The sequence below is a fragment of the Nonomuraea sp. NPDC050790 genome (genome assembly GCF_044456745.1).
Classification (GTDB): Bacteria; Actinomycetota; Actinomycetes; order Streptosporangiales; family Streptosporangiaceae; genus Nonomuraea.
Genome location: NZ_JBITGF010000003.1, coordinates 666,000 through 689,107, shown reverse-complemented (window position 1 = coordinate 689,107; position 23,108 = coordinate 666,000). Strand labels below are relative to the sequence as shown.

25 protein-coding genes are annotated in these 23,108 nt (G+C 71.3%); 14 read left to right on the top strand and 11 right to left on the bottom strand.

Annotated elements, in window-relative coordinates; translation table 11 throughout:
* The first annotated feature begins 56 nt into the window (after positions 1–56).
* Positions 57–1,316 carry a hypothetical protein gene (locus ACIBEJ_RS18195; protein WP_397183883.1) on the top strand — a complete coding sequence of 420 codons (1,260 nt, stop codon included), beginning with the start codon at positions 57–59 and terminating at the stop codon, positions 1,314–1,316.
* On the opposite strand, the gene ACIBEJ_RS18190 is transcribed toward ACIBEJ_RS18195, so the two are convergent.
* The 3 genes from ACIBEJ_RS18190 to ACIBEJ_RS18180 are packed head-to-tail and all read right to left on the bottom strand — an operon-like array spanning position 1,306 to position 3,539.
* Positions 1,306–2,232 (bottom strand): hypothetical protein, encoded by a 927-nt coding sequence (locus tag ACIBEJ_RS18190; RefSeq protein WP_397183882.1) that lies wholly within the window; start codon positions 2,230–2,232, stop codon positions 1,306–1,308. The genes ACIBEJ_RS18195 and ACIBEJ_RS18190 overlap by 11 nt on opposite strands.
* Positions 2,233–2,238: 6 nt before the next feature.
* On the bottom strand, positions 2,239–2,883 hold the full coding sequence (locus ACIBEJ_RS18185) for a hypothetical protein (RefSeq protein ID WP_397183881.1): 645 nt from the start codon (positions 2,881–2,883) through the stop codon (positions 2,239–2,241).
* Positions 2,880–3,539, bottom strand: a complete 660-nt coding sequence (locus ACIBEJ_RS18180; protein WP_397183880.1) for a hypothetical protein — start codon at positions 3,537–3,539, stop codon at positions 2,880–2,882. The genes ACIBEJ_RS18185 and ACIBEJ_RS18180 overlap by 4 nt, the downstream gene beginning before the upstream one ends.
* A 170-nt stretch (positions 3,540–3,709) precedes the next feature.
* On the opposite strand from ACIBEJ_RS18180, the gene ACIBEJ_RS18175 reads away from it, so the two are divergent.
* The 6 genes from ACIBEJ_RS18175 (at position 3,710) to ACIBEJ_RS18150 (ending at position 11,568) form a co-directional block, all read left to right on the top strand.
* Positions 3,710–5,659, top strand: coding sequence for a hypothetical protein (locus ACIBEJ_RS18175; protein ID WP_397183879.1), 1,950 nt, complete (start codon positions 3,710–3,712; stop codon positions 5,657–5,659).
* 169 nt (positions 5,660–5,828) lie between these two features.
* Positions 5,829–8,663: an ATP-binding protein gene (locus ACIBEJ_RS18170; RefSeq protein ID WP_397183878.1), complete on the top strand. Its 2,835-nt coding sequence runs from the start codon at positions 5,829–5,831 to the stop codon at positions 8,661–8,663.
* 10 nt (positions 8,664–8,673) lie between these two features.
* Positions 8,674–9,279: a thermonuclease family protein gene (locus ACIBEJ_RS18165; protein ID WP_397183877.1), complete on the top strand. Its 606-nt coding sequence runs from the start codon at positions 8,674–8,676 to the stop codon at positions 9,277–9,279.
* A gap of 15 nt (positions 9,280–9,294) precedes the next feature.
* Entirely contained in the window at positions 9,295–10,524 is a 1,230-nt protein-coding gene (locus ACIBEJ_RS18160; RefSeq protein WP_397183876.1) for a MurT ligase domain-containing protein, read from the top strand.
* Entirely contained in the window at positions 10,514–11,227 is a 714-nt protein-coding gene (locus ACIBEJ_RS18155) for a type 1 glutamine amidotransferase (protein WP_397183875.1), read from the top strand. Before ACIBEJ_RS18160 ends, ACIBEJ_RS18155 begins: the two co-directional genes overlap by 11 nt.
* Positions 11,224–11,568 (top strand): hypothetical protein, encoded by a 345-nt coding sequence (locus ACIBEJ_RS18150; protein WP_397183874.1) that lies wholly within the window; start codon positions 11,224–11,226, stop codon positions 11,566–11,568. Before ACIBEJ_RS18155 ends, ACIBEJ_RS18150 begins: the two co-directional genes overlap by 4 nt.
* Here the strand turns inward: ACIBEJ_RS18150 and ACIBEJ_RS18145 are convergent.
* On the bottom strand, positions 11,562–11,924 hold the full coding sequence (locus tag ACIBEJ_RS18145; RefSeq protein WP_397183873.1) for a DsrE family protein: 363 nt from the start codon (positions 11,922–11,924) through the stop codon (positions 11,562–11,564). The genes ACIBEJ_RS18150 and ACIBEJ_RS18145 overlap by 7 nt on opposite strands.
* Positions 11,925–12,013: 89 nt before the next feature.
* Between ACIBEJ_RS18145 and ACIBEJ_RS18140 the strand changes: the two genes are divergently transcribed.
* From ACIBEJ_RS18140 to ACIBEJ_RS18125, 4 genes are all read left to right on the top strand, one after another.
* Positions 12,014–12,502, top strand: a complete 489-nt coding sequence (locus tag ACIBEJ_RS18140) for an FABP family protein (RefSeq protein ID WP_397183872.1) — start codon at positions 12,014–12,016, stop codon at positions 12,500–12,502.
* 6 nt (positions 12,503–12,508) lie between these two features.
* The gene (locus ACIBEJ_RS18135; protein ID WP_397183871.1) at positions 12,509–12,805 is read left to right on the top strand and encodes a DUF2470 domain-containing protein; all 297 of its coding nucleotides are present in this window, start codon (positions 12,509–12,511) and stop codon (positions 12,803–12,805) included.
* Between the two features lie 283 nt (positions 12,806–13,088).
* Positions 13,089–13,502: a Fur family transcriptional regulator gene (locus ACIBEJ_RS18130; RefSeq protein ID WP_397183870.1), complete on the top strand. Its 414-nt coding sequence runs from the start codon at positions 13,089–13,091 to the stop codon at positions 13,500–13,502.
* A gap of 10 nt (positions 13,503–13,512) precedes the next feature.
* Positions 13,513–14,451 (top strand): YgfZ/GcvT domain-containing protein, encoded by a 939-nt coding sequence (locus tag ACIBEJ_RS18125; protein WP_397183869.1) that lies wholly within the window; start codon positions 13,513–13,515, stop codon positions 14,449–14,451.
* A 2-nt stretch (positions 14,452–14,453) separates the two neighbouring features.
* Here the strand turns inward: ACIBEJ_RS18125 and ACIBEJ_RS18120 are convergent, their stop codons facing one another.
* Together ACIBEJ_RS18120 and dtd are read right to left on the bottom strand one after the other, a co-directional pair.
* Positions 14,454–14,867, bottom strand: coding sequence for a hypothetical protein (locus tag ACIBEJ_RS18120; RefSeq protein ID WP_397183868.1), 414 nt, complete (start codon positions 14,865–14,867; stop codon positions 14,454–14,456).
* A 77-nt stretch (positions 14,868–14,944) separates the two neighbouring features.
* Entirely contained in the window at positions 14,945–15,370 is a 426-nt protein-coding gene (dtd, locus tag ACIBEJ_RS18115) for a D-aminoacyl-tRNA deacylase (RefSeq protein WP_397183867.1), read from the bottom strand.
* Positions 15,371–15,419: 49 nt separating this feature from the next.
* On the opposite strand from dtd, the gene ACIBEJ_RS18110 reads away from it, so the two are divergent.
* Positions 15,420–16,331 carry an asparaginase gene (locus tag ACIBEJ_RS18110; protein WP_397183866.1) on the top strand — a complete coding sequence of 304 codons (912 nt, stop codon included), beginning with the start codon at positions 15,420–15,422 and terminating at the stop codon, positions 16,329–16,331.
* Here ACIBEJ_RS18110 and ACIBEJ_RS18105 read toward each other — a convergent pair whose 3' ends face one another.
* Both ACIBEJ_RS18105 and ACIBEJ_RS18100 read right to left on the bottom strand, forming a co-directional pair.
* Complete coding sequence (locus tag ACIBEJ_RS18105; protein ID WP_397183865.1) at positions 16,332–16,913, bottom strand: ankyrin repeat domain-containing protein; 582 nt, start codon at positions 16,911–16,913, stop codon at positions 16,332–16,334.
* A 184-nt stretch (positions 16,914–17,097) separates the two neighbouring features.
* Complete coding sequence (locus ACIBEJ_RS18100) at positions 17,098–17,604, bottom strand: heme-binding protein (RefSeq protein ID WP_397183864.1); 507 nt, start codon at positions 17,602–17,604, stop codon at positions 17,098–17,100.
* 179 nt (positions 17,605–17,783) lie between these two features.
* Here ACIBEJ_RS18100 and ACIBEJ_RS18095 point away from each other — a divergent pair, with 179 nt between their 5' ends.
* Together ACIBEJ_RS18095 and ACIBEJ_RS18090 are read left to right on the top strand one after the other, a co-directional pair.
* Positions 17,784–18,824: a sensor histidine kinase gene (locus ACIBEJ_RS18095; protein WP_397183863.1), complete on the top strand. Its 1,041-nt coding sequence runs from the start codon at positions 17,784–17,786 to the stop codon at positions 18,822–18,824.
* A complete protein-coding gene (locus ACIBEJ_RS18090; protein WP_397183862.1) occupies positions 18,821–19,441 on the top strand; it encodes a response regulator in 621 nt (206 codons plus the stop codon). The genes ACIBEJ_RS18095 and ACIBEJ_RS18090 overlap by 4 nt, the downstream gene beginning before the upstream one ends.
* Here the strand turns inward: ACIBEJ_RS18090 and ACIBEJ_RS18085 are convergent.
* Genes ACIBEJ_RS18085 through ACIBEJ_RS18075 form a run of 3 tightly spaced genes read right to left on the bottom strand, consistent with a single transcriptional unit; the run spans position 19,436 to position 23,077 of the window.
* Positions 19,436–20,533, bottom strand: a complete 1,098-nt coding sequence (locus tag ACIBEJ_RS18085; protein WP_397183861.1) for a serine hydrolase domain-containing protein — start codon at positions 20,531–20,533, stop codon at positions 19,436–19,438. The two genes, ACIBEJ_RS18090 and ACIBEJ_RS18085, sit on opposite strands and share 6 nt — an antisense overlap.
* Positions 20,526–21,470, bottom strand: a complete 945-nt coding sequence (locus ACIBEJ_RS18080; protein WP_397183860.1) for an RNA polymerase subunit sigma-70 — start codon at positions 21,468–21,470, stop codon at positions 20,526–20,528. Before ACIBEJ_RS18080 ends, ACIBEJ_RS18085 begins: the two co-directional genes overlap by 8 nt.
* Positions 21,467–23,077 carry a DUF2207 domain-containing protein gene (locus ACIBEJ_RS18075; RefSeq protein ID WP_397183859.1) on the bottom strand — a complete coding sequence of 537 codons (1,611 nt, stop codon included), beginning with the start codon at positions 23,075–23,077 and terminating at the stop codon, positions 21,467–21,469. The genes ACIBEJ_RS18080 and ACIBEJ_RS18075 overlap by 4 nt, the downstream gene beginning before the upstream one ends.
* Positions 23,078–23,108 lie beyond the last annotated feature (31 nt).

The window sequence follows — 23,108 nt, the reverse complement described above, 5'->3', positions numbered from 1 at the left end:
CCGGATCGTCTGGTGTGATGGCACCGCCTCGACCTGGGCCAACACCGGCTCAGCGAGTGCCCTCGCCGTACTCGCTGCCCCTCCACACCCTGCGTCTGGCGGGCAAATGCGCGCTGCCGCTGATCCTGTGGTTCTCCGCGGGAGAGCTGGCGCGCTGGGCGCTGCTCTACCTCGCGACCGAGATCTCCCACGGCGACTTCCGCCAGGCCCGCCTGGTCGCGACCGTCACCTTCATGACGATCATCGTCATGGTGTCGATGACGATGGTCGCCGGAATGATGCTCTCGCTGCGCGCCGTCATGTGGGAGAGCGCCGCGCGCCGGGCGGGCGGCGCCGAGGACGAGTCGTTCTGGTCGTCGCTGAACCGGATCGCCCCGGCCTTCGCGGTCATCTATCTCGCCTGGGAGCTGTACAAGTCCGACACCAGGGCCTTCGTCGAGATGGACGCGCTGCACAACCTGGACGACAACTTCTACTCCACCATCTTCGGCAACATCGCCAACGACACGAATGAGCAGGTCACCTACCTCACGGGCCTGGTCGGGCTCGACTGGCGCGTGTCGCTGGCCGCCATGGCGGTGGCGCTGGGGCTGAAGATGTTGTTCGAGCGGCAGGTCGAGCGCGGCTCCGGCAAGCTGGCCGGCGTCGCGACCGCCTTCGCCGAGTTCGCGTTCATGTTCTGCGGGCTGAACGCGGTCTTCACGTTCGCCAAGCTGCGCAGCGACTGGACTGAGCACCGGGTCGTGGTCTCCGAGGCGGGCGACCTCGTCACCGAGGCGAAGGAGAGCGTCCCCGGCCTGGAGGCGTTCCTGGCCTGGGCGGGAGAGACATGGCCCTTCGTGGTCGCCGCGCTGGTCATGCCGCTCACCTGGCTGGCCGTCACCGTGCTGGTGTTCGGCGGCTCGGTCGACGACACGCGTCGCGCGGTGCGGGGCACCAGGCTGGCGGGCAGCGTCGACCGGCTTGAGGGTTCGCACGAGGTCACCCAGCGGTCGGTCAACCGCGTCGTCGGCGGGTTCCAGGAGCGCTGGGTCCCGGTGGTGAACGCCTTCCGCGTCACGATCAAGGGCGGTGCGACGCTCTTCGGGCTCATGTGCCTGCTGTACGTGGGCCTCCACGTCGGCGCGGACTACCTGGAGCGGGCGGTCAGCGAGTTGATCGGCTCGCCCACGCCGTACATGTGGCTGTGGGTGAGCTGGCCCGTGTTGTTCGTCAAGAACCTGCTGGTGACCGTGCTCACCTACTGCCTGCTGGCCGCCACCTTCGACATCGCGGCGACCAGGGCCAGGGCCCGCGGCGAGGACATCACCGCCTGAAGACGATCACGTCGTTGCGACGGGACTTCTCCATGTCCTCTTCGCTGACGTCCATCAACTTCTTGGTCGGGGTGTCCGAGCGGTAGGTGATGTTGGGTTCCAGGTTCAGCTGGACCTCTTCGCCGACCGTCGCCGGGACGACCGCGAGGGCCAGGTAGCTGTACTCCTTGCCGACCTCGTGCTTGTCGGCAGGCAGGTCGTCCTCGTAGATCTCGGCCTTCCACATCCGCCCGCCGGCGTCCTTCAGCGAGAGCTCCGGCTTGGCCGTGAGCACGGCGCCGGTCTCGTCGGTGGCCGAGCGGATGACGGTGATCTTCAGCCACTGCTTGTCGGGGGTGTTGTGCCTGCTGCCGGGGGGCGCCTTCGTGGGTTCGATGGCCGACTTCCACGACACGTGCTCGTAGGTGAGCGTCTGGCCGGGCTCCACCAGGTGCACGGTCGGGCTCGGCCGGCCGCTCTTGTAGAACAGATACCGGTCTACGGTCGGCGCGCCGAAGGCCGCGATCAAGGCCGCGACCGCCGCGACGCCGAGCAGGAGCCGGCGCGGTCGCCGCGGCGGCGTGGCGGGCGGCGTCTCCTCGGGAGGGGTCCACGGCGGCTGGGGCGGCCTCGGGGGCAACGGGCCCGCGCTCGGGATGGCCGGGATGGGCTGGGTCGAGCTGCCGGTCGGCTCGGCGGCGGCGGGCGGCCACACCTGCTGGTCGGCGTGGATCGCCTGCCGGGGGCGCGGCTGCGGCGTCGGGGCGGCGGCCCGGCGGGGGCGCTGGACCGGCGGCGCCGACTGCTGCTGCTGCCGCCGCCGCTGCTGGGGCTGCTGGGGTTGGGCGGGCTGCCGCGGCTGCTGAGGCCGCTGGGGCTGGGCGGGCTGGCCGGCGGGCGGCGCGAACCAGTCGCGCTCTGAATCGTTCGTGCTCATCGTCCGCTACTTCTTCTCGGTCACCGTGTAGACGTCCTGCGGAGCCGAACCGAGTTGCTTCGCCGCCGCCTCGTCGATGCCCAGGTCGACCTCCGCGGCCGGCAGCATCGGCTCGCCGTAGAACGCGTTGGTCGGCGCGACGAACGACGCCTTGGCGCCCCTCAGCGCGTCGGCGGGCACGTCGAACACGAAGACGCCGGAGGACCACCAGCCCGGCTGCGTCCACGGGTTGGCCAGGGTCTTGCTCCTGTCGACCTTGTCCGAGGTGTCGAAGTGCCGTCCGTCCTCGGCCACCAGCACGGGCGGCCGTATCTTGATGGGCTCCTGAGGGACGGTCGCGGAGGTCTCGACCACCAGGAAGACGTTCTCCGTGACGGCGGTCTCGTCCCCTGCCCGGACGGACTTGGCCGTCTTCACGCCGTCCACGCGGACGCTGAACCGCCCGGTGGCGACCTCCTCGCCCTTGTCGCCGACGCTCGCGAGCGGCCTGTTCATCTCCTCGGCGCTCAGCCCCACGGTCTGGAGCCACACGGCCGCCGCGGCCAGGGCGATGCCCACAACGGCGCTGACGACCTTGGAAGCGCCCCCGCCCCCGCGCTCACGGCCGGGCGCGCGGCGGCCGCGCGGCGCCCGCTGCTCGGTCGCGGTCACTGGGCGTCCTCCTGCTTCACCGGAGCCTTGATCGTGTAGAGCACCTGGACGGCGCGCTTCTGGGTGAAGGGGTCTTCCTTGGAGACGGGCATCCACATGGGCGTGCCCTGGAGGATGCTCTCAACCTCCTCCAGCTTGGACAGGCTCAGGGCCACCTCGGTCGGAGCCGTGGCCGCCTTGTCCAGCTCGTAGCGGACGGTCACGTTCGACGGGACGCCGGGATGCAACTGCGAGCTCTTGCTCTCACCCGAGGGGATGAAGGCCTGCGCGCCCCACTCCGACTTGATCTCGGGCGTCACCTTGATCAGCGTTTTGGCGAAACCGCTGCCTTCGCCCGAGGCACTCGCGCCGACACCGGTCGGGATCGTCGCGTCACTCTTGTTCGTGACCTTGAAGAGGATGTCGAGATAACGGCGGTCCTCGGCGAACCTGTTGGCGCCTCGCTGGAGGGTGACCTTGGCTTCCACGAACTCGGTCTCGTAGAGGCCCTGATCCATCTTCTGGCCGGCGGCGATCTGGGGCGGCGGCTTGTCCGGCGCGGTGTTCAGGCCGCCCAGGAGGGCGGTGATGCCGAGTGTGGTGAGGATGACCAAGCCGATCGCGGGCACCACAACCGGGCGGGTGGGGGTGCTTGGCGCGCCGGAGGGTTCCGTCATGGGTAAGGATGGTAATAGGTCGCGCTTGTCCCATCTGCCGCAATGGTCCCATCCCTCTGATGGATTTGGCGGGAACCCTGCCCGAATAGGGGTTCTAGCTCTTACGCTGTCACGAGCGGCCGACGACGAGGTCGGCGTGGAACAAGGACATATCGCAGCCGGAGGGTCACGTGACGGACGTGCATCCCGAGCATGCGCAGCTCCAGGCCGACCGGATCTACCTGGGCTGGCAGTACGTCCTGCTGCACCCCGACCCCGGCCCGCCGCCCAAGCGGCCCTCGCCCATCGGCGAGACCGGCGAGCCCGCGGACGCCGGAGAACAGGCCAAGGTCGACACCGAGCTGCTGCGGCGCGAGAAGCTCCAGGAGGATCTGCTCAACCGGCCCGTCCGGATCTTCCGGACGTTCATGATCTTTCTTACCCTGCTCATCTTCGCCCTGGCGCTGCTGGGGTATCTCGACTGGTCGTTCGCGCTGATCGGGTTCGTGGCCGCGGGCGGCGTCGCGGGAATCTGCAGCTACGCGCTGCTGCAGGGCGACAGGGCGGTGCGCTACCGGGTCATGGAGCAGCAGGCGCGCGACGACCGGGTACGTCAGGAACGTGACAAGGAGTTGTTCCGCGCCCAGGAGGAGCACGCCCAGCGCTACCGCGAGTGGCAGGAGGTCAAGGATCGCCACGACCGGCAGGTCAACTGGTACGCGGTAGCCGTACCCGACGAGATCGACAGGATCGACGTGGCCGGCGGGACGCTGCCCGGATGGTCGGCGCTGATCACGCTCATCGGCGCCACCCGGCTCTACAGCGGCGGGCACCTGACCGTGCTCGACCTGTCCGAGGGCGCCATCGCCAAGGACCTCATCGAGCTGGCCAGGCGCGGCGGCGACGACCCGCTCGTCTGGGTGCTGCCGGTCGACCTGCCCCGGCTGGACCTGGGGGCCACGCTCAAGCCCGAGGCGTTCGCGGACGTGCTGGCCCACGTCGTCAGCGTCAGCGAGGAGCACCGCACCACGCGCGACCTCAGCTTCGACAACGCCATCCTGGAGCGGGTGCTGGAGGTCCTGGGGGAGAACGCCACGATCAGCCAGGTCACCGCGGCGCTGCGGGCGCTGGCCCAGGTGGGCGACCCGCGCGACGACCTGCGGTTCGGGCTGATCACCGCGACGCAGTTGGAGCGCATCGGCACGCTGTTCGGGCGCGGCGTCAGCGACCGCGTGGTGATCGAGCGCGCGTGGGCGCTGGAGTCGCAGCTCCGCAAACTCGAAACCCTCGGCACCCAGGCCGTACGGCTCCCGCCCGCCCGCCTGCGCGTGGTCAGCATGGACCGCCAGGCCGGCGTCTTCGGCAACCGGGTCCTCGGCACGTACGTGGCCACGGCGCTGACCCACATCCTGCGCCAGTCGCCCGCCTCGGAGCGGCCCTGGTACCACACGATCATCGTCGCGGGCGCGGACAAGCTCCGCGGCGACGTGCTCGACCGGCTCATGGACGCCTGCGAGACCTCGCGCACCGGCCTCGTGCTCACCTACCGCTCGCTGACCCCCACCGTCAGGGAACGGCTCGGCCGGGGCCACGCGGCGGTGGCGTTCATGCGGCTGGGCAACGCCGAGGACGCGCGGGTGGCCAGCGAGCACGTCGGCACCGAGCACCGGCTGGAGCTGGCCCAGCTCACCGAGACGATCAGCGCCTCGGTGCCGGGGCTCGACGGCGGCTACACCTCGACGATCTCCCAGGTGGAGGAGTCGACGGAGGAGCGCGGCGACAGCCGTACCGACCTGGCGGAGGACATCACCGAGTCGACCGAGTGGGGCAGGACCGCGACCAAGATCGGGGAGAAGGAGCGCGTGCTGCAGCGCTCGCGGGAGTTCCTGGTCGAGCCGCACCAGTTGCAGCAGTTGCCCACGACGTCCGTGATCGTCACCGACGCCACCGCGGAGGGCCGCCGGGTACGCCTGGCCGACGCCAATCCCGCGATACTGACCTTCCCCAAAACCACGCTTGGCGAGCTGGAGGACGTCCGCGACGCCGTACTGGCGCAGAACGGCAACGAGGACCCCGGCGAGGAGCCACCCCCGAACCTCGGCCCGCCCCCGCCCCGTCTGGACTGGCGCAAGGAGAGGTAAGGACCTCCCCAATGACCGGGCCACGCGCCGAATGGAGGCGGACTTTACTAAGAACCATCTGTGGGGGGATGAGATGCAGCTAAGCGGACCCTGGTACAGAATCCAGTCGATCGCCGCACCCTCGCGAAGTTCATCGGCGGAGTGGGACTTCGTCTCCATCCTGCCGGCCGTGCTCTCGGCGGCGCAGCGGCAACGTCCGCTCGTCATCGGCTGGCTCTCCCGCGGCTCGGGCGCGCCGCTGGAGCTGATCACCAACGCGGGGCCGCTGTCGCCGCCGCGGCACCCGCGCCGCGCGCCCGGCCCGGAAGGGGAGCGCGGGCCGCAGCCGCTGCTGTTCCCCGGCGGCGCCAGGGGCGTGCAACTGGGCGAGGAGTGCCTGGCCGACCTGGCCGACCTGGTGTGGATGCCGTGTCCGGGCCGCCAGGCGCCGCCGCTGAACGCGCGCAGGGACCACGACCCCGACGAGCTGAAGCGGCCCACGTTGTTCGAGTCGACGCTGGTCACGCTCATGTCACGGCCGTTCGCCTGGCTGCTGGTGGCCGAGCCGACCGACCTGCTCGACGCCGAGGTCGCCCACCTGCGCACACAGCTCAACGTCCTCAGGCAGTACGGCGACGCCTCCGAGCGTTCCCGGTTCGACGCCGAGCGCGCGGAACGCCGCATGCAGGAGCTCGACGCCTTCCGCGAGGCCGGGCTGTGGAACGTCAGGGCACTGGCCGGCGCCGCCACCGCCGACGAGCTGCGCCAGATCGCGCCCGTCCTGGTCGGCTCGGTCGAGATCGGCCACCACCCGTACCGGCTGCGCAGCGCCGCCGGCGCCGTCTACGCGCTGCCCGAGGCGCTGAGCCTGAACCTCCAGGACCCGGGCGACGGCGCCGCCGCGCCGTTCGCGGCCACCGCGGGCGCGCTGGCGGCCCTGGCCGGGCTGCCCAGGCGGGAGGTGCCCGGCCTGCGGGTGCTGGACGCCGGGTTCTTCGACGTCACCTCGGAGGCGTCCGAGGCGGGCGAGCTCGACCTGGGCGAGATCCTCGACGGCCAGGACCGCGGCGTGGGCGCCTTCCGGGTGCCGCTGGCCACGCTCAACCGGCACGCCTTCGTCACCGGCGCGACCGGCTCCGGCAAGTCGCAGACCGTCCGCCACCTGCTCGAACAGCTCAGCGCCGCCAGAATCCCCTGGCTGGCCATCGAACCGGCCAAGGCCGAGTACCAGGCCATGGCGGGCCGGATCGACACCCCGGTCACGGTGATCAACCCGTCGGCGCCGGACAGCGTGCCGTTCAGCGTGAACCCGCTGGAGCCGGAGCCCGGCTACCCGGTGCAGGCGCACATCGACATGATCCGGGCGTTGTTCATGGCGGCCTTCGACGCCGAGGAGCCGTTCCCGCAGATCATGTCGCTGGCGTTGCAACGGGTCTACGAGGCCACCGGCTGGGACGTCGTCACCGGCGGCGCGGTGCCCGGCTCGAAGGTGCCGCCGAGCGTCCCGACGCTGGAGCAGTTGCAGCAGCACGCCATGGACGTGATCCAGGAGATCGGCTACGGCCGCGAGGTCCAGGCCGACGTCGAGGGCTTCATCTCCCTGCGGCTGCGCTCGCTGCGGGTCGGCTCGGCCGGGCGCTTCTTCGAGGGCGGCCACCCGGCCGACGTCGGCGGGCTGCTCGAACGCAACGTCGTCCTGGCCATCGAGGACGTCGCCAACGACGAGGACAAGGCGTTCCTCATGGGCACGCTGATCATCCGGATCGTGGAGCACCTGCGGATGCGCGCCCGGAGCGAGAAGTCCGCCGGGCTGCGGCACGTGATCGTCATCGAGGAGGCGCACCGGCTGCTGCGCGACCGCGGCGCGGGCCGCGCCTCCACCCACGCCGTCGAACTGCTCGCCGGGATGCTCGCCGAGATCCGCGCGTACGGCGAGGGCATCGTCGTGGCCGAGCAGATCCCGACCAAGCTCGTCTCCGACGTGGTCAAGAACACCGCGCTCAAGGTCGTCCACCGGCTCCCGGCCGAGGACGACAGGCAGCTCGTCGGCGCGGCCATGAACCTCAGCGACGAGCAGTCCCGGCAGGTCGTCTCGCTGCAGCCGGGGGCAGCCGCGGTGTTCGCCGACGGCATGGACCGGCCGCTGCGCATCCGGGTGCCACTCGGGGAGTCGCGGGAGAAGGTGCTGCCGGGTCCGCCGCCGCCGATCCGGGGGCGGCGCTCGGCGGCCTGCGGGGCGGCGTGCCGTACCGGACAGGCGTGCACGCTCGTGGAGCTGCGTGAGGCGGACGTGCTCGCGGACGCGCCCCAGTGGGCGTGGCTGCGCATCTGGTGCGACACCGTCGTGCTGGCCTTCGTCGGCAACCGGCCGCTGCCGGGGGTGCCGCGCGCGCTCGCCGGGGTCTGGGCCGAGATGCCGGCGAGGCGGCGCGAGTGCCTGCTCGCCACGCTCGTCGAGCGGGCGGTCAGCAGGCGGGCTTGGGCGCTGCGGAGCTGGTTCGACCCGGCGCTGCTGGTGGAGAAGGCCGCGGAGACGGGCGCCAAGCTGCTGGGCGGGGCCGAGGGCGGCGGCGAGCGGCCGGGGCCTTCGTGGGTGATTCCGCAGGTGCGCTGGCTGCACGAGGTGGACCGGCTGTTTCCGTTCGGGCATGCCGCGCCCGACCTGCGCGCGCCCGCGCCGCCGCTGGAGTACGCGCTGTTCGGCACCGGCGCCGCCACCGAACTCGTGCGCAGCGAGCTGCTCGGCCACCGGGCCAGGGCGCTGCGCCATCATCCGCTGTCCATGGAGATCGACCACAACCGGGCGCTGGCCTGGCGGGTCATCCTGGGCGACGACGAGAACGAGGGCGTGCAGCGCGACATCCTGACCGTCGCGATCGGGATCGAGGCCGCCGCGCGGCTGCGGCACGTCGGGCAGCTCATGGGCGCGGGGTGGCTGGAGGCCGTGCTGTCGTGGCCGCGCCGCTTCGTGCTGCCGTTCGAGAACGGCGGGGCACCCGAGATCACCTTCGCCGAGTCTGGGTAGGTCTGCCGGTGTGCGACTGATAGTGATCGGAGCGTTGCTGGTTGTCGCCGCCCTGGGCGCGGTGTACATGCTGGCCGACACCTTCGTCCGGCCGCCCGTCACCGAGCCGGCGCCCACGAGCCCGCCGTCGGTCGAGAGCGCGCGGGTGGTGTGGGTGAACGACGGCGACACCATGGTGGTCTCGCCGGTCGACGGCGCGTACGCGGGGCGTGAGCAGCGTGTGCGGCTGATCGGCATCGACGCGCCGGAGGTACGGCCGGTGCCCCAGTGCTGGGCAGGGGAGTCGACCAAGGCGTTGCTGAAGCTGGCGCCCCGGGGGTCGATCGTCACCCTCGCCTTCGACACCCAGAAGTTCGACGACTACCGGCGTCAACTGCGTTATGTGTGGAACGCGCAGGGGGTGCTGGTGAACGAGTCGCAGCTTGCCGGCGGGAACGCGTTCTTTCTCCGCGTGTGGCCGAACGTGGCGTACGAGAAGGACTTCAGGGAGCAGGCCGATCGGGCGCGGGCCGCAAAAAGGGGCTTGTGGGGCGGTTGCGCCGACCCCAGGCCGCCCGTCCACGGCCCGAATTCGGCGCCACCGCCGAGTACCGGGACCCCGCATGCCCGGCCTTGACTAGGATCCATAACCATGACCCAGCTTCCCCTGCGGGCTCAGCTCGCGAGTGCCCTGGGGCGCAGTGCCGCCACCCTGTCCAGGATGACCGGACGCGGCGACGGTTCGGTGATCGGCGGTCGCGTGGGCCTCATGCTGGAGCCCGACCTGCTGCGCCAACTGGCGCGCGACCGCAGGCTGGCCCTCATCAGCGCCACCAACGGCAAGACCACCACGACCCGGCTGATCACCTCCGCGCTGCTGGAGATGGGCGAGGTGGCGACCAACGCCTTCGGCGCCAACATGCCCGCCGGGCACGTCTCCGCGCTGTCGCAGCACAAGGACGCGCCCTACGGCGTGCTGGAGGTCGACGAGAAGTACCTGCCCGAGGTCCTCGACACCACCGGCGCCGGCGTCGTGTGCCTCATGAACCTCAGCCGCGACCAGATGGACCGCGCCGCCGAGATCTGGCTGCTGGCCCAGAAGTGGCGCCGGGCCCTGTCCGGCAAGCCCACCCACGTCATCGCCAACTGCGACGACCCGCTCGTCACCTGGGGCGCCTCCACCGCGGCCAAGGTCACCTGGGTCTCCGGCGGCCAGCGCTGGAAGGAGGACAGCTGGTGCTGTCCGGAGTGCGGCGGGCCGCTCGACCGTAAGGACCGCCACTGGGCCTGCCGCGAGTGCACCTTCCACCGGCCTGAGCCGCAGTGGATCCTCGACGACGACGCCGTGATCGACCCGCGCGGCCAGCGCTGGGTGCTCGACATCCAGCTACCGGGCGCCGCCAACCGCTCCAACGCCGCGATGGCCCTGGCCGTCGCCGAGGCGTTCGGCCTGCCGGTCGAGCGGGCGCTGCCGAGGCTGCGCGAAGTCACCTCGGTCGCCGGCCGCTACACCACCGTCGAGCGCGACGGCCGCCACGCCCGGCTGCTGCTGGCCAAGAACCCGGCCGGCTGGCTGGAGGCCTTCGACGTCGCCGACCCCGCGCTGCCGATCATCCTGTCGGTCAACGCCCAGGGCCCCGACGGCCGCGACACCTCCTGGCTCTGGGACGTCGACTACCGCATCCTGCGCGGACGTCCCGTCTTCGTCACCGGTGAGCGGCGGCTCGACCTGGCGTTGCGGCTCGACGTCGCCGACGTACCCTTCGCGCTGGCGGAGACCTTCTCCGAGGCCCTCGCCGCGCAGCCGCCCGGCCGGGTCGACGTGATCGCCAACTACACCGCCTTCCAGCAGATCCGATCGGAGTTCGGCCGTGCCGTCTGACAGCACCCTGCGCATCGTCTGGATCTACCCCGACCTGCTCAGCACCTACGGCGACCAGGGCAACGCGCTCGTGCTGGAGCAGCGCGCCCGCCGCAGGGGCATCGAGGCCGAGGTCGTCCACGTACGCTCGGCCGACCCCGTCCCCGAGACCGGCGACATCTACCTCATCGGCGGCGGCGAGGACCGGCCCCAGATCCTCGCCGCGGAACGGCTGCGCCGCGACGGCGGCCTCCACCGCGCCATCGCCAGGGGAGCGGCCATGCTGGCCGTCTGCGCCGGATACCAGATCATGGGATCCACCTTCGGCGGCGAGGAGGGCCAGCCGGTCGACGGCATCGGCCTGCTCGACATCAGCAGCAGCCGCGGCCCCGCCCGCGCCGTCGGCGAACTCGTCGCCGAGGTCGACTCCGCGCTCAATCTGCCCACGCTGACCGGCTTCGAGAACCACATGGGCGTCACCCACCTGGGCCCTGGCGTCAAGCCGCTGTCCCAGGTGGTCACCGGCGTGGGCAACGGCAACGGCTTCGAGGGCTGCTACGCCGGGCACGTCGTCGGCACCTACCTCCACGGCCCGGCCCTGGCCCGCAACCCCGCGCTGGCCGACCTCCTGCTGTCCTGGTCGGCCGGCGACCTCCCGCCGCTGGACGACCGCTGGTACGAGGCCCTGCGCACCGAACGCCTCTCGGCTGTGCTGCCGCGTTGACCGAGCCGGAAACGGACTTACGGCGGCTGGCCGACGGGTCCGCGGACAAGCACGCCGTCTGGCGGCTGTGGGAGAGGTGCTTCGTCTCCTTCAACTCCGACGAGGTCACGGAGGAGGCCACCTGGGTCGTGGGCCGGCTGATGGAGCCGCTGGCGATCCCGGGGCTACCGCGGCGGGCGCTGATCCTCCGGCTGCTGGGCGAGGTGGCCTCCGGCACCGGCCCGCACGCGCAGACGGCCCGCGCGGCGATGGTGGCCGGGCTGGGGACGCTGACCGGGCTGCTGGACGATCCGAAGCGAAAGGTCGCCATGCGGGCGGTGGAGCGGATCGCGGGTCAGTAGACGAGGGCCTGGGCGCCTTCCGTCACCGCCTCCTCGACGAAGGCGGGGGCCCCGGCGATGCGTACGCCGTCGATGAGGTCGTCCACCGTGATCTCGCGGCGGGCGGCGCACTGGGTGCAGACCGTGACCCGGCCGGCGGCCAGGACCGCGTCGAGCAGGTCGGTCAGGGGAGCGGCGTGGGGGAGGCTGAACTCCTTGGCCCTTCCCGGCAACGCGAACCAGGAGGCCTCGCCGGTCAGCCAGAGCGATACGGGGACACCGCTGGCCAGGGCGGCGGCGGCGACGGTGAAGGCCTGGTTGCACCGCTCAGGGGCGTCGGCCCCCGCGGTCACTTTGATCACCAGTGATCGTGCCATGCAGGCCACCATACGCCCCTGGGCCCGGCCGCCAGAACCTCGCCCGGCCCTCGGGAAACGGCGCGCGACGGAGAGTAATGTTGGGCGGCATGGAGACTCCTGAGGTGCACCCGGATCTTGAGCACATCTCCTTCCTCCTGGGCAGGTGGGAAGGCGCCGGGGTGGGCGGCTATCCGACGATCGACAGCTTCAACTTCGGGCAGGAGATCGAGTTCGGGCACAACGGCAAGCCGTTCCTGGAGTACGTGAGCCGTACCTGGCTGCTCGACGGGGACGGCAACCGGGTCCGGCCGCTGGCCACGGAGACGGGCTACTGGCGGGCGCGGCCGGAGCGGCAGCTCGAGGTGCTGCTGGCCCATCCCACGGGCATCGTGGAGATCTACGTGGGTGAGGTCGTCTTCCACAAGATCGAGCTGAGCACCGACGTGGTGGCGCGGACGGAGTCGGCCAAGGAGTACACGGCGGGGCGCCGGCTCTACGGGCTGGTGAACGGGAACCTCATGTGGGCCTATGACATGGCCGCCGAGGGACAGGCACTGACGTCCCATATGTCGGCGGAGCTGAAGAAGGTAGCTTGAGCCGATATGACTACCCCTTTCACCCCTGATGTCGTCGAGGCGATCAAGCGCCACATGAACGACGACCACACCGACGACGCGCTCATCATCGTGCGCGGGCTGGGCGGGCGGCCGGACGCCACCGAGGCGGTCACGAGCGACGTGACGGCGGAGGCGATCGAGTTCACGATCGACGGCGGGGAACGGCTCAGCGTGCCGTGGGGTGAGACGCTGACCGAGCGCCCCCAGGTACGCAAGGCGGTGGTGACGCTCTACCGCGAGTCCTGCGAGAAGCTCGGGATCCCCTGGCGCAGCGAGCACTGAGCCCGGAAAAGGCAGAAGGGCCCCGGGCGGACTCCGCCCGCTCGAGCGGACGGGCTGGATGGGCCATGGGTCGGGATGGACCTCCCGCCCTCCAGCAGCCTCGGGGCCCCGGTGGTTGCCTCGTATTTCGCCGAAACGACGCGAGACATGGAGTCCGCGTCGTTAGCGGACAACCACCTCGCTAGCCCAACTATGAATCACCATTGTTTGGACCACCTCCTTTCCGCGTGCTGACGACGCTATGCGAGGCCCCCGAACCCGGGCAAGCGATTATTCTCAGGGCATGACGGAGACGCAGTGGCACGAGGAACTCCGCGCCAAGGGCTACCGGGTGACGCCGCAGCGCCAACTGGTGCTGGAGGCGGTCAAGGACCTCGAGCACGCCACCCCCGAGGAGATCTGCGTCAAGGTCCGCCAGACCGCGCGCGGGGTGAACATCTCCACCGTCTACCGGACGCTGGAGCTGCTCGAAGAGCTGGGCATGGTCACCCACACCCATCTCGGCCACGGCGCGCCCACCTACCACCTGGCCGCCGACGCCGACCACGTGCACCTGGTGTGCCGGGGGTGCGGCGAGATCGGGGAGGTGGGGCCGGAGATGGCGGAAGGGCTGGTCAAGGGGCTGGACGACCAGCTCGGGTTCGTCGCGGACGTCCACCACCTGACCGTCTTCGGGCTCTGCCGCAACTGCCGATAACCTGGAAGGCATGCGTAGCCCTCTGCTCGATCTCCCTGGCGCGGTCGCGGCCGACGCCCCCGACGCCGACGTGGCGGCGCACTACGGCGACCTGTTCGCCGAGCAGCGCGCGCTGATCAAGGGAGAGGCGGTCGTCGACCGCAGCAATCGCGAGATCGTACGCGTGTCCGGGGCAGACCGGCTGAAATGGCTCAACGACCTGACCTCCAACAAACTCGACACCCTCCAGCCGGGGGAGTGGACCGAGACGCTCATCCTGGATCTGCAGGGCCGGGTCGAGCACCACCTCACGCTGGTCGACGATGGCGAGGCCGTACTGGCGCACGTGGAGCCGGGCACGTCGCAGGCGTTGATCGACTACCTCGACAAGATGCGGTTCATGCTGCGCGTCGAGGTCTCCAGCGCCGACGACGAGCTGGCCGTGATCTCCACCGCCGACGGCGACCGCTTCGTCCCGCGTGCTGAGCTGGGTCCCGGTCTGGGGCGGATGGCGGGCATCTGGGCGTACGAGGCGCTGCGCATCGAGCGGTACCAGCCACGCCTCGGGCTCGACACCGACCACAAGACGATCCCCCACGAGGTGGGCTGGATCGGCGCGGCCGTACACCTGACCAAGGGCTGCTACCGAGGCCAGGAGACGGTGGCGCGCGTGCACAACCTGGGCCACCCGCCCCGGCGCCTGGTGTTCCTGCACCTCGACGGGAGCGTGGACACGCTGCCGCCGCACGGGGCGCCGGTGATCTTCGAGAGCCAGGAGGTGGGGTCGGTCGGCTCGTCCGTCCGGCACCACGAGCTGGGCCCGATCGCGCTGGCCGTGGTCAAGCGGACCGTTCCGGTCGACGCGCCGCTGCTGGCCGGAGGCGTGGCCGCCACGCAGGAGGTCATCGTCCCGCCGGACGCGGGCCGCAACGTCACCATCGATCCGGCCATGCGGCGCCGCATCCGCTGAACTCATTCTTCCGTGCAGGTGACCCGGGCGGCGCAGGTGAGACCCCTGGCCGCGCCGGCGACCCTGACCCGGGTCGCGTCGGGCACGGTCAGCACGTAGTCGGCCGCGCAGCCGTCGTCGCACGCGTAGGCGATGCGCAGCCGTCTGGCGTCCTCCCACGCCTCCTCGTGGCGGCGCCCGCCGGTCCAGCTCAGCTCCCGTTTGATGACGATCCGCCGCGCGCCGCCCGCCACGACGGTGAGGCGGACCGGCCCGTCGGCATCGACGACCAGGTCGGTTCCCGGAAGCTCGTGGTGACCGATGGTCGTCTCCGTCCGAGGCACGGGCGCGGGGCCGGGCTCGCGGCCGTGGGAGTGGATGACCAGGGCGACGACGAGGAGCCCGGCCCCGGCGAGCGCCCAGAGGATCTTTCGCATACCAGCGACGATAGAAAGCGCCCGATATTTCGGGAAATGGGCCAGGATGGCTGGTTATGGGTGGGGCCAGCCCCACCCTAGATGTCGATCACCAGCGTGATGGGGCCGTCGTTGACCAGGGAGACCTTCATGTCGGCGCCGAAGCGGCCGGTCTCCACGTGCGCGCCGAGTGCCCGCAGCTCCGACACCACGGCCTCCACGAGCGGCTCGGCCACCGGTCCCGGGGCGGCCGCCTGCCAGGTGGGGCGGCGGCCCTTCCTCGTGTCGGCGTAGAGGGTGAACTGGCTCACCACCAGCAGCGGCGCGCCCACGTCCGAGCAGGACTTCTCGCCGTCGAGGATGCGCAGCCCCCAGAGCTTGGCGGCCAGCTTGCGCGCCTGCTCCGCCGCGTCCGTGTGGGTGACGCCCACGAGGACGAGCAGGCCGGGCTCGTCGATCGCGCCCACCGTCTGACCGTCCACGACCACCGTGGCCGTACTCACTCGCTGCACCACCGCCCGCATGGGACCTCATTCTCCCCGATCCGTAGACTCCTGGGGAAAGGGGGCGGGAATGTCGCTCGTTGTCGAGGTCGTCCGATCCGGGTTCGTGGAGTCCACGCATCTGGCGCGGATGCTCACCGTGGACGCCGACGGGACGCCGGTCGACGCGCACGGCGCGGTCCACGTGCCCGCCTCGCCCCGCTCGTCGATGAAGCCGCTGCAGGCGCTGGGGATGTTGCGCCACGGGCTCTCGCTGGAGGGCGAACTGCTCGCGCTGGCCTGCGCCTCGCACGCGGGCGAGCCGTACCACGTGGACGGGGTGCGCAAGATCCTGGCCGGGGCCGGGCTGGACGAGTCGGCGCTGCGGTGTCCCGAGGACTACCCGGAGGACAGGACCGTCACCGACCGCTCGCGTGTCTACATGAACTGCTCGGGCAAGCACGCCGCCATGCTCGCCACCTGCGTGCTCAACGACTGGCCGCTGGAGACCTACCTGGAGCCCCGGCATCCGCTGCAGCGGGCTGTGCGGGCGACGATCGAGGAGCTGACCGGGGAGCGCGTGGCCGCCTCCGGGGTGGACGGGTGCGGCGCGCCGCTGTTCTTCGTGTCGATGCTGGGGGTGACCAGGGCGTTCCGCGCCCTTCCGCTCGGCGGGGCCGGCAGCCATGAGCGCCGGGTCTTCGACGCGATGCGCGCCTTCCCCGAGTGGACGTCCGGCACGCACCGGGACGAGGTCAAGCTCATGCGGGCCGTACCCGGACTGATGCTGAAGTCCGGGGCGGAGGCGTTCGACGCGTTCGTCTTCGAGGACGGGCGGGCCGGCACCGTCAAGATCGAGGACGGCTCGTCGCGCGCCCGGACGCCCGTCACGGTCGCCGCCCTGCGCGGCCTCGGTCTGACCGGCCCTGACCTCGACGTCCTCGCCAAGGGCATCCTGTACGGCGGCGGCCGCCCCGTAGGCGAGATCCGCCCGCGCCCGTAGTCAGCCCCGCAGGATGTCGGCGACCTCCCGCTGGCCCTTCTCCACCGCGTGCCGCAGGGCGGTCACGCCCTCCCGGTCGGCCAGCTCACGGTCGGCGCCCGCGGCCAGCAGCAGCCGGACGATCTCCTGGTACCTGGCCGAGCCGTCGCCCAGGATCACCGCCTCCAGCAGGCCGGTCCAGCCGAGGTCGTTGACGTGGTTGACGTCGATGCCGGTCTTCAGCACCTCGCGTACGTAGTCCACGTGCCCGCGCTCGCACGCGGGGATCAGGGAGACGCCGCCGTAGCGGTTCCTGATCGTCAGGTCCGGGTTGGCGGGCAGCAGCACGCGCAGCATCGCCACGCTGCCGGTCACGCCGGTCACCAGCCACGGGGTGTCGTGCTGGGCGTCCAGCGCGTCCGGGTCGGCGCCGGCCGCCACCAGGATCTGCGCGACCTCCACGTGGTCGGCGGCCGAGGCCAGCAGCAGAGCGGTACGGCGGCGGCCGTCGCGGGCCTCGAGATCGGCCCCCTCGGTGACGGCCTCGCGCACGGCGGCGGCCTCGCCCGCGGCGGCGGCGACAAGCAGTTGTTCCTCAAGCACGTCTGATCCTTTCACGGCTGTCGGGGAGGTACCGCCCGGAGGGGTAGATACCACCCGGCCGCCACCTCCACCACAGGCCGCCGCCACGAGCCCGATTCCGGCGAGCAGTAGCCCGCGCCTGCCAATCCCACCCACACCCCTATCCTCTCTCCCTCGCCGCTCACCTGGGAGTTCGGAGCGGACATCAGCCCAGTCGGCCCTGGACGGCCTTGAGACCGGCCTGAGCGATGGCCTCGTCGATGTCGCCGCTCGGCGCGCCGCCCACGCCGATCCCGGCGATCGGCGCGCCGCCCGAGGCGACCGGGACGCCGCCGGCCAGCAGCAGCGTGCCGGGGATCGCGGCCAGGGCCTGGTTCTTGGACAGGGCGCTGGTCGGCTGACCGAAGGAGACCGCGGTGAACGCCTTGCGCCTGGCCGACTCCTCCGTCTGCGGCCCGGCACCGTCGCCCTTGAGGATGAGCCGGGTGGCGCCCGAGCGGTCCACGATGGCCACGCTCACGCGCTGCTTCTGCTTGGCCGCCTCCTTCTGCACCGCATCCGCGATCTTGAGCGCGGCGTCGGCCGACAGCACGTTGGTCTGGACGACCGCGGGCGCGTCCGGGGCGGCGGCCTGCGCGGCGGTGCCGGTGACGCCGCCCGTGATGGCGAGCGCGGCGAGCGAGGTGGCGGCGAGACGGGTACGGAGCTTCATGGTGTTCCTCCAGGTCAGTGGTTGTTGCGACGAGTTCCAGACTGCCGGGGGGAACCGGCCACGCCATCGGGAGACCGATCGAGGCGTGGGAGAGAATCGGGGGACGTGCAGGTCAACCGATCGGTTGATGTGAACGCCGCGGGCGCCGCCTACGCTCGCACAACGGCGAGGAGGCGGGCATGGAGCGGATCTGGCTCAACCGGGCGATGCACGCCGGCTTCTTCCTGTTGCTGGCCGCCTCCGCCTCCCGCCTGGTCGTGCGCCACGCGATGGACCTCAAGACCATTGCGGCGCTGGCCGACGCGGGCCTGCTGGCACTCGTCTACGCCGGTGGCGTGCTGCTGTGGGAGCGGCTGGGGCGCAGGGGGCGGCTGGTGTGGCTGGCGGTCGTGCTCGGGCTCTGGCTGGTGCTGGTGGAGCTGGCGCCGTCGTTCGCGTGGTGCGCGATCCCGCTGCTGTACCTGTGCCTGCGGCTGCTGTCGTTGCGGATGACGCTGGCCGCCGCGGCCGTGCTGACGGTCGCGGTGATCGTGGCGCAGATCAGCCTGTCCGACCGGTTCGACCCGAGCCTGGTGCTGGCGCCGATCGCCGTGGCGGCCATGACCATCGTGATCTTCTGGGAACTGAGGAAGGCGGGAATCATGCAGGAGCGCGAGCGCCTCTCGCGGGAGATCCACGACACCCTCGCCCAGGGGCTGACCAGCCAGCGCATGCTGCTGCAGGCGGCCGAGCGCGTCTGGGAGTCCGATCCCGAGCAGGCCCGCTCCTACGTCAGGACGGCGATCGAGGCCGCGGGGGAGAACCTCGACGAGGCCCGCCGCTTCGTCCGCGACCTCGGTCCCGCGCCGCTGGCCGGGCGGTCGCTGCCGGAGGCGCTGAAGGCGCTGGGCGCGGAGTTCCGGGTGGAGGGCACCGAGTTCCCGCTGGCCGACGAGACGCAGGCCGTACTGCTGAGGGTGGCTCAGGGCGCGCTGGCGAACGCGCGCGAGCACGCGCACGCGAGCCGGGTGATCGTCACGCTCGCCTACCTCGACGACGAGGTCACGCTGGACGTCTACGACGACGGGGTGGGCTTCGACCAGAACATGGCCGTGACCAGGCCGGGACGCGGCTACGGCCTGCGCGCGATGCGCGACCGGGTCGCGCAGGCGGGCGGGACTCTGACGGTGGAGAGCGCGCCGGGGGAGGGCACGGCAGTGGCTGCGAGGATTCCGGTATGAAGCTGTTCCTGGTCGACGACCACCCGGTGGTCAGGGCGGGCATCGCGGCCCTGGTCGGCGGCGAGGCCGACATGGAGATCGTGGGCGAGGCGGAGAATGCCGACGACGCGCTCCGCCTGATCGCCCTGCGCCGCCCCGACGTGGTGCTCATGGACCTGCAACTCGGCGACGGCCCCGACGGCGTCACGGCGACCAGGGAGGTGCGGGCGCTCGACGGGGCCCCGCAGGTGCTGGTGCTGACGACCTACGAGACCGACGCCGACATCGTGCGCGCCATCGACGCGGGCGCCACCGGCTACGTGCTCAAGGCGTGCCCGCCCGACGAGCTGTTCCAGGCGATCAGGGCCGCCGCCAGGGGCGAGACCGCGCTCTCGCCCAGGGTGGCGACCCGCATGATGCGCCGCCTGCGCGACCCCGGCCCCGCGCTGACCACGCGCGAGATCGAGATCCTCGAACTCCTGGCCCGCGGCGCGGGCAACAAGGAGATCGCCAAGGCCCTGTTCATCACCGAGGCCACGGTCAAGACCCACCTCAACCACGTGTACGGCAAGCTCGGCGTCGACACCAGGACAGCGGCCGTCAGCAAAGCCGTCGAACTCGGCTATATCCGTCTATAGAAGGATGAGCTGCCCGAGCCGGTCCACCGTCTCGAACGGGTTGCCCGGGCAGATGCGGTTCTTGGTGATCCCGACCGCCAGCCCGCTGGCCTTGTCGGCGAAGGCCGCGGTGCCGCCGCTGCCGCCCATCCCGAAGTACGTGGGCCGGTCGAGCGTCTCGGTCAGCCCGATGGAGTAGCCGAGTCCCCAGGTCGCCGGCATGCCGCTGACCTCGTCCGTCCCGCTGGCCTGGACCGAGGTGACCTCGGCCAGCCGCTCGGCCGGGATGAGGCCGTTGAGCAGGGCGTCGTACATGCGGGCCAGGGCCCTGGCGGTGCCCGTGGCGCCGCAGTCGGCGGTCAGGATGTCGGGCCGGTTGCTGAAGGCGGCGTCGGGCAGTGCCGCCATCGGCGCGGCGGTGTAGCCGTCCACGACGCGGAAGAAGGGGATCTGCGCCAGCACCTCCGGCGGCATCTCCTCCTGCGGGCCCTCGGAGCTCTCGATGACGGCCAGGCGCGGCAGTTCCGCGGCGGGCACGGCCAGGAAGAGCTCGTCGGCGACGCCCAGCGGCTCGGCGACCAGTTCGCGCAGGGCCTGGGAGACCGTCTTGCCCGTGGTCCTGCGCACGATCTCGCCCATCAAGTACATCCACGACTGCGGGTGGTAGCCGATCGTGGTGCCCGGCTCCCACCAGGGCTTCTCGTCGGCGATGGCCGCGCACATCCGGTCCCAGTCGGCGAGGTCCTCCGGCGTTGTGTCCACGGGCACGCCCGGCACGCCCGCGCGGTAGCTCATGGCATGCCGTACGGTGGCCCGCTCCTTGCCATGGGCGGCGAACTCGGGCCAGTACTCCGCGATCGGCGTGTCGTAGCCGATGACGCCCTGCTCGGCCAGCAGGTGGACGACCGTGGCGATCATGCCCTTGCCGGTGGAGGTCACGTAGACCGGCGTGCCGGAGGTCATCGGGCGGTTCGTGGCGGGGTCGGCGAGGCCGGCGACCGCGTCCACGACGAGCTCGCCCTCCCGGTACACCGCGACCTGGACGCCGCGCTCGACACCGGACTCCACGAGCTCGTCGATAGCGGCCTGTACGTTTTTCTGCAGATCAGTCATGCCCATATGACGACGGGTCCCCGGAAAAGGAATCGGGCAGACCCAGAACCGGGAAAAGTTCGTCGCCGAAGGTGGCGATCTGGCTGATCAGCGGCCCTTCCATGCGGAAGACACCGAGCCAGAACGGCGAGAAGCGCTCCTCACCCGGCTTGCGCAGGTACGCGGCGATCGCGGGCTGGCGGTTGACCCGGGCGGGCAGCACCTTCCAGTCGCCCCACGACGCCTCGCCGGACATCTGCGGCGCCCACGCGGACACGAACGACTCCCGCCCGAGAATCCACAGGGGCGAGGGCGGCATGGTCTGCCAGACGTCGGACTTGAGCAGCGCGGGCAGCACCGAGGGGTCGCCCTGTTCGAGCGCGGTGATGTAGGTGCGCACCACGGCCAGTTCCTCGGCGCTGGCCGAGTTCATGCGCTGGGCGGGCAGGTGCTCGCGCAGCACCGGCCGGGCCCGCTGCAGGGCGCTCTTGACCGCGGTGACCGTCGTGTCCAGCGCCTCGGCGGTCTCCGGCGCCGACCAGCCGAGCACGTCCCGCAGGATGACGATGGCCCGCTGCTTGCCCGGCAGGTGCTGGATCGCCACCAGGAAGGCCAGCTCGATCGTCTCGCGCTCGATGACGGAGTCGAGGAGGTCGTCGGGGTAGGGGCTGATCCAGGGCACGTGGGTGGAGGTCGGCCACGCCATCCCCGGGTCGGCCACGATGGGCTCCTGGCGCGGCTCCGGCCGGCGCGGGTTGGCGCGCAGGAAGTCCAGGCAGGCGTTCGTGGCGATCTTGTACAGCCAGGCCTTCAGGTTGTCCGGCGAGGTGTCCCGCCTGCGCCAGGCGCGCAGGAACGTCTCCTGGACCAGATCCTCGGCCTCGTGGTACGAGCCGAGCATCCGGTAGCAGTGAACGTGCAGCTCCCGGCGATGGAGCTCCAGATCCTCCGGCCTCACAGCGAGCGGAGCTGCCGGGTGGCGGAGATCGCGCCGGACGTGGTGGTGGTGAAGGTACGCATCGAGCCGGCGAACTTGGACAGGTCCCATTCGGCGGGCCCGTGGTACCAGTACAGGTTGTCGGCCTGGTGCCCGTTGCCGGTCACGGAGGCCACCACCCGCGACCAATGCTCCACGCCATCAAAAATCACGGCATAGGGCAAATATCGCGAAAAAAGCTCGACTCGGTGCTGCTCGGGGACATTTCCCAGCTCGCCGGAGAACAGGTACTGCCGGAACCCCAGCGTGTGCGCCAGCGCCGCCGACCCCCTCGCGGTCTTGGCCGGCATGAACTGCCCGCCCACGGCCAGCGCCGCCCCCGCGATGATCAACGCCAGGCCGAGCAGCCCGTAGGTGGTGAACCAGGCCAGCGCCACCGTGGCCACGATCCCGGCGCCGATGAGCACGAAGCCGATCGTGGTCCAGCGGGTCCGCTCGGTGTCGGGCCGCCGGGCGAACCAGCCCTGCCGCACGACATCCGCATAGAGCTCATCCCTCACTTTCCCCAGATTTTTCGCGAAAGATCCGGACAAGTCGGAGAGGAGGACGGCGTCGCGGCCCTCGAACACCGCGTCGTACAGCGCCTTCTCATACGGCAGCAACGCCTCGACCGGCGCGTTCGGCAGCCTGACCAGCATCCAGTCCGGCGCGTCGTAGGCCCCTCTGGGCTGCTCGTCGATGCGCAGGTACCCGCGCACCGCCAGGTCCACGATCGTGGCGGTCACGTCCACGACGTCGGCCTGCTCGTCCACGAGCGTGCCGATCTGCCCCGGCCGCACCCCGTCCGGCGGCGAGAAGTGCCCGTTCTGCACCGGGTCGACGGTGGTCTCCTGCCCGGCGACCCGCGCGTCCCGCCCCCGCGTCCAGTAGAGGAGCCCGATCCCACCCAGCATCAGCACCAGCAGCGCGCCCAGGGCCCCGCCGGTCACCCCGTCGAGGGTGAACGCGGCGGCCAGCGAGAAGCGCCGCTCCAGGATGGGCGTGCCGGAGCTGGTGCCCTTGGGGTAGCCGACCACGACGGTCAGCGCCTGGCCGGGCGCGAGGTTCTGCTGCTCGAAGTCGGCCTCGGTGGCCCCGTGGTCCATGGAGGCGCTCGTGCAGCCGATGGCCGAGGTCAGTTCGCCGGCGAAGCACGACAGGTTCTGCACCATGCCGGCGCCGGTGACCTTCACCGTGGCCTTGGAGACCGGGACGTTCCAGCCGTTGACCGCGAACCAGCGCAGCTCCTCCACGCCGCCGGACGGCGTGACCGCGCCCTTCACCTCGTAGGTGACGGTAGCTGGGGCCTTGACGGTGAGCACGTCGCCGGCGAGCTGCCCGCCCTTGACGCCGGTGACCTGGTAGAGGCGGTCGTTGCCGTCGTCGTAGCGGGTCCTGGTGAGGAAGGTCCGCTTGACCTCGCCCTCGCCGCCGATCTTCTCGCTGACCCTGAGCACGCCGTCCTTGCGCAGCTCCAGGGTGACGTCGTCGGTGATCGGCGCGGCGGCCGTGCCCGCCTGCGCGGGCACGGCGGTCAGCGTCAGGGCGGCGGCGCCCAGCACGGCCAGCGTCAGCCTGATTCCGGTCATGGCGGCAAATCGTATCGGTTCGCCCTTTGTC

What these genes read in the sequence shown, in the direction of transcription:
- ACIBEJ_RS18190 (WP_397183882.1), bottom strand. Translation starts at nt 2,232, where the DNA reads ATGAGCACGAACGATTCAGAGCGCGACTGGTTCGCGCCGCCCGCCGGC.
- ACIBEJ_RS18180 (WP_397183880.1), bottom strand. Translation starts at nt 3,539, where the DNA reads ATGACGGAACCCTCCGGCGCGCCAAGCACCCCCACCCGCCCGGTTGTG.
- ACIBEJ_RS18160 (WP_397183876.1), top strand. Translation starts at nt 9,295, where the DNA reads ATGACCCAGCTTCCCCTGCGGGCTCAGCTCGCGAGTGCCCTGGGGCGC.
- ACIBEJ_RS18145 (WP_397183873.1), bottom strand. Translation starts at nt 11,924, where the DNA reads ATGGCACGATCACTGGTGATCAAAGTGACCGCGGGGGCCGACGCCCCT.
- ACIBEJ_RS18140 (WP_397183872.1), top strand. Translation starts at nt 12,014, where the DNA reads ATGGAGACTCCTGAGGTGCACCCGGATCTTGAGCACATCTCCTTCCTC.
- ACIBEJ_RS18135 (WP_397183871.1), top strand. Translation starts at nt 12,509, where the DNA reads ATGACTACCCCTTTCACCCCTGATGTCGTCGAGGCGATCAAGCGCCAC.
- ACIBEJ_RS18130 (WP_397183870.1), top strand. Translation starts at nt 13,089, where the DNA reads ATGACGGAGACGCAGTGGCACGAGGAACTCCGCGCCAAGGGCTACCGG.
- ACIBEJ_RS18125 (WP_397183869.1), top strand. Translation starts at nt 13,513, where the DNA reads ATGCGTAGCCCTCTGCTCGATCTCCCTGGCGCGGTCGCGGCCGACGCC.
- ACIBEJ_RS18120 (WP_397183868.1), bottom strand. Translation starts at nt 14,867, where the DNA reads ATGCGAAAGATCCTCTGGGCGCTCGCCGGGGCCGGGCTCCTCGTCGTC.
- dtd (WP_397183867.1), bottom strand. Translation starts at nt 15,370, where the DNA reads ATGCGGGCGGTGGTGCAGCGAGTGAGTACGGCCACGGTGGTCGTGGAC.
- ACIBEJ_RS18110 (WP_397183866.1), top strand. Translation starts at nt 15,420, where the DNA reads ATGTCGCTCGTTGTCGAGGTCGTCCGATCCGGGTTCGTGGAGTCCACG.
- ACIBEJ_RS18100 (WP_397183864.1), bottom strand. Translation starts at nt 17,604, where the DNA reads ATGAAGCTCCGTACCCGTCTCGCCGCCACCTCGCTCGCCGCGCTCGCC.
- ACIBEJ_RS18095 (WP_397183863.1), top strand. Translation starts at nt 17,784, where the DNA reads ATGGAGCGGATCTGGCTCAACCGGGCGATGCACGCCGGCTTCTTCCTG.
- ACIBEJ_RS18090 (WP_397183862.1), top strand. Translation starts at nt 18,821, where the DNA reads ATGAAGCTGTTCCTGGTCGACGACCACCCGGTGGTCAGGGCGGGCATC.
- ACIBEJ_RS18085 (WP_397183861.1), bottom strand. Translation starts at nt 20,533, where the DNA reads ATGACTGATCTGCAGAAAAACGTACAGGCCGCTATCGACGAGCTCGTG.
- ACIBEJ_RS18075 (WP_397183859.1), bottom strand. Translation starts at nt 23,077, where the DNA reads ATGACCGGAATCAGGCTGACGCTGGCCGTGCTGGGCGCCGCCGCCCTG.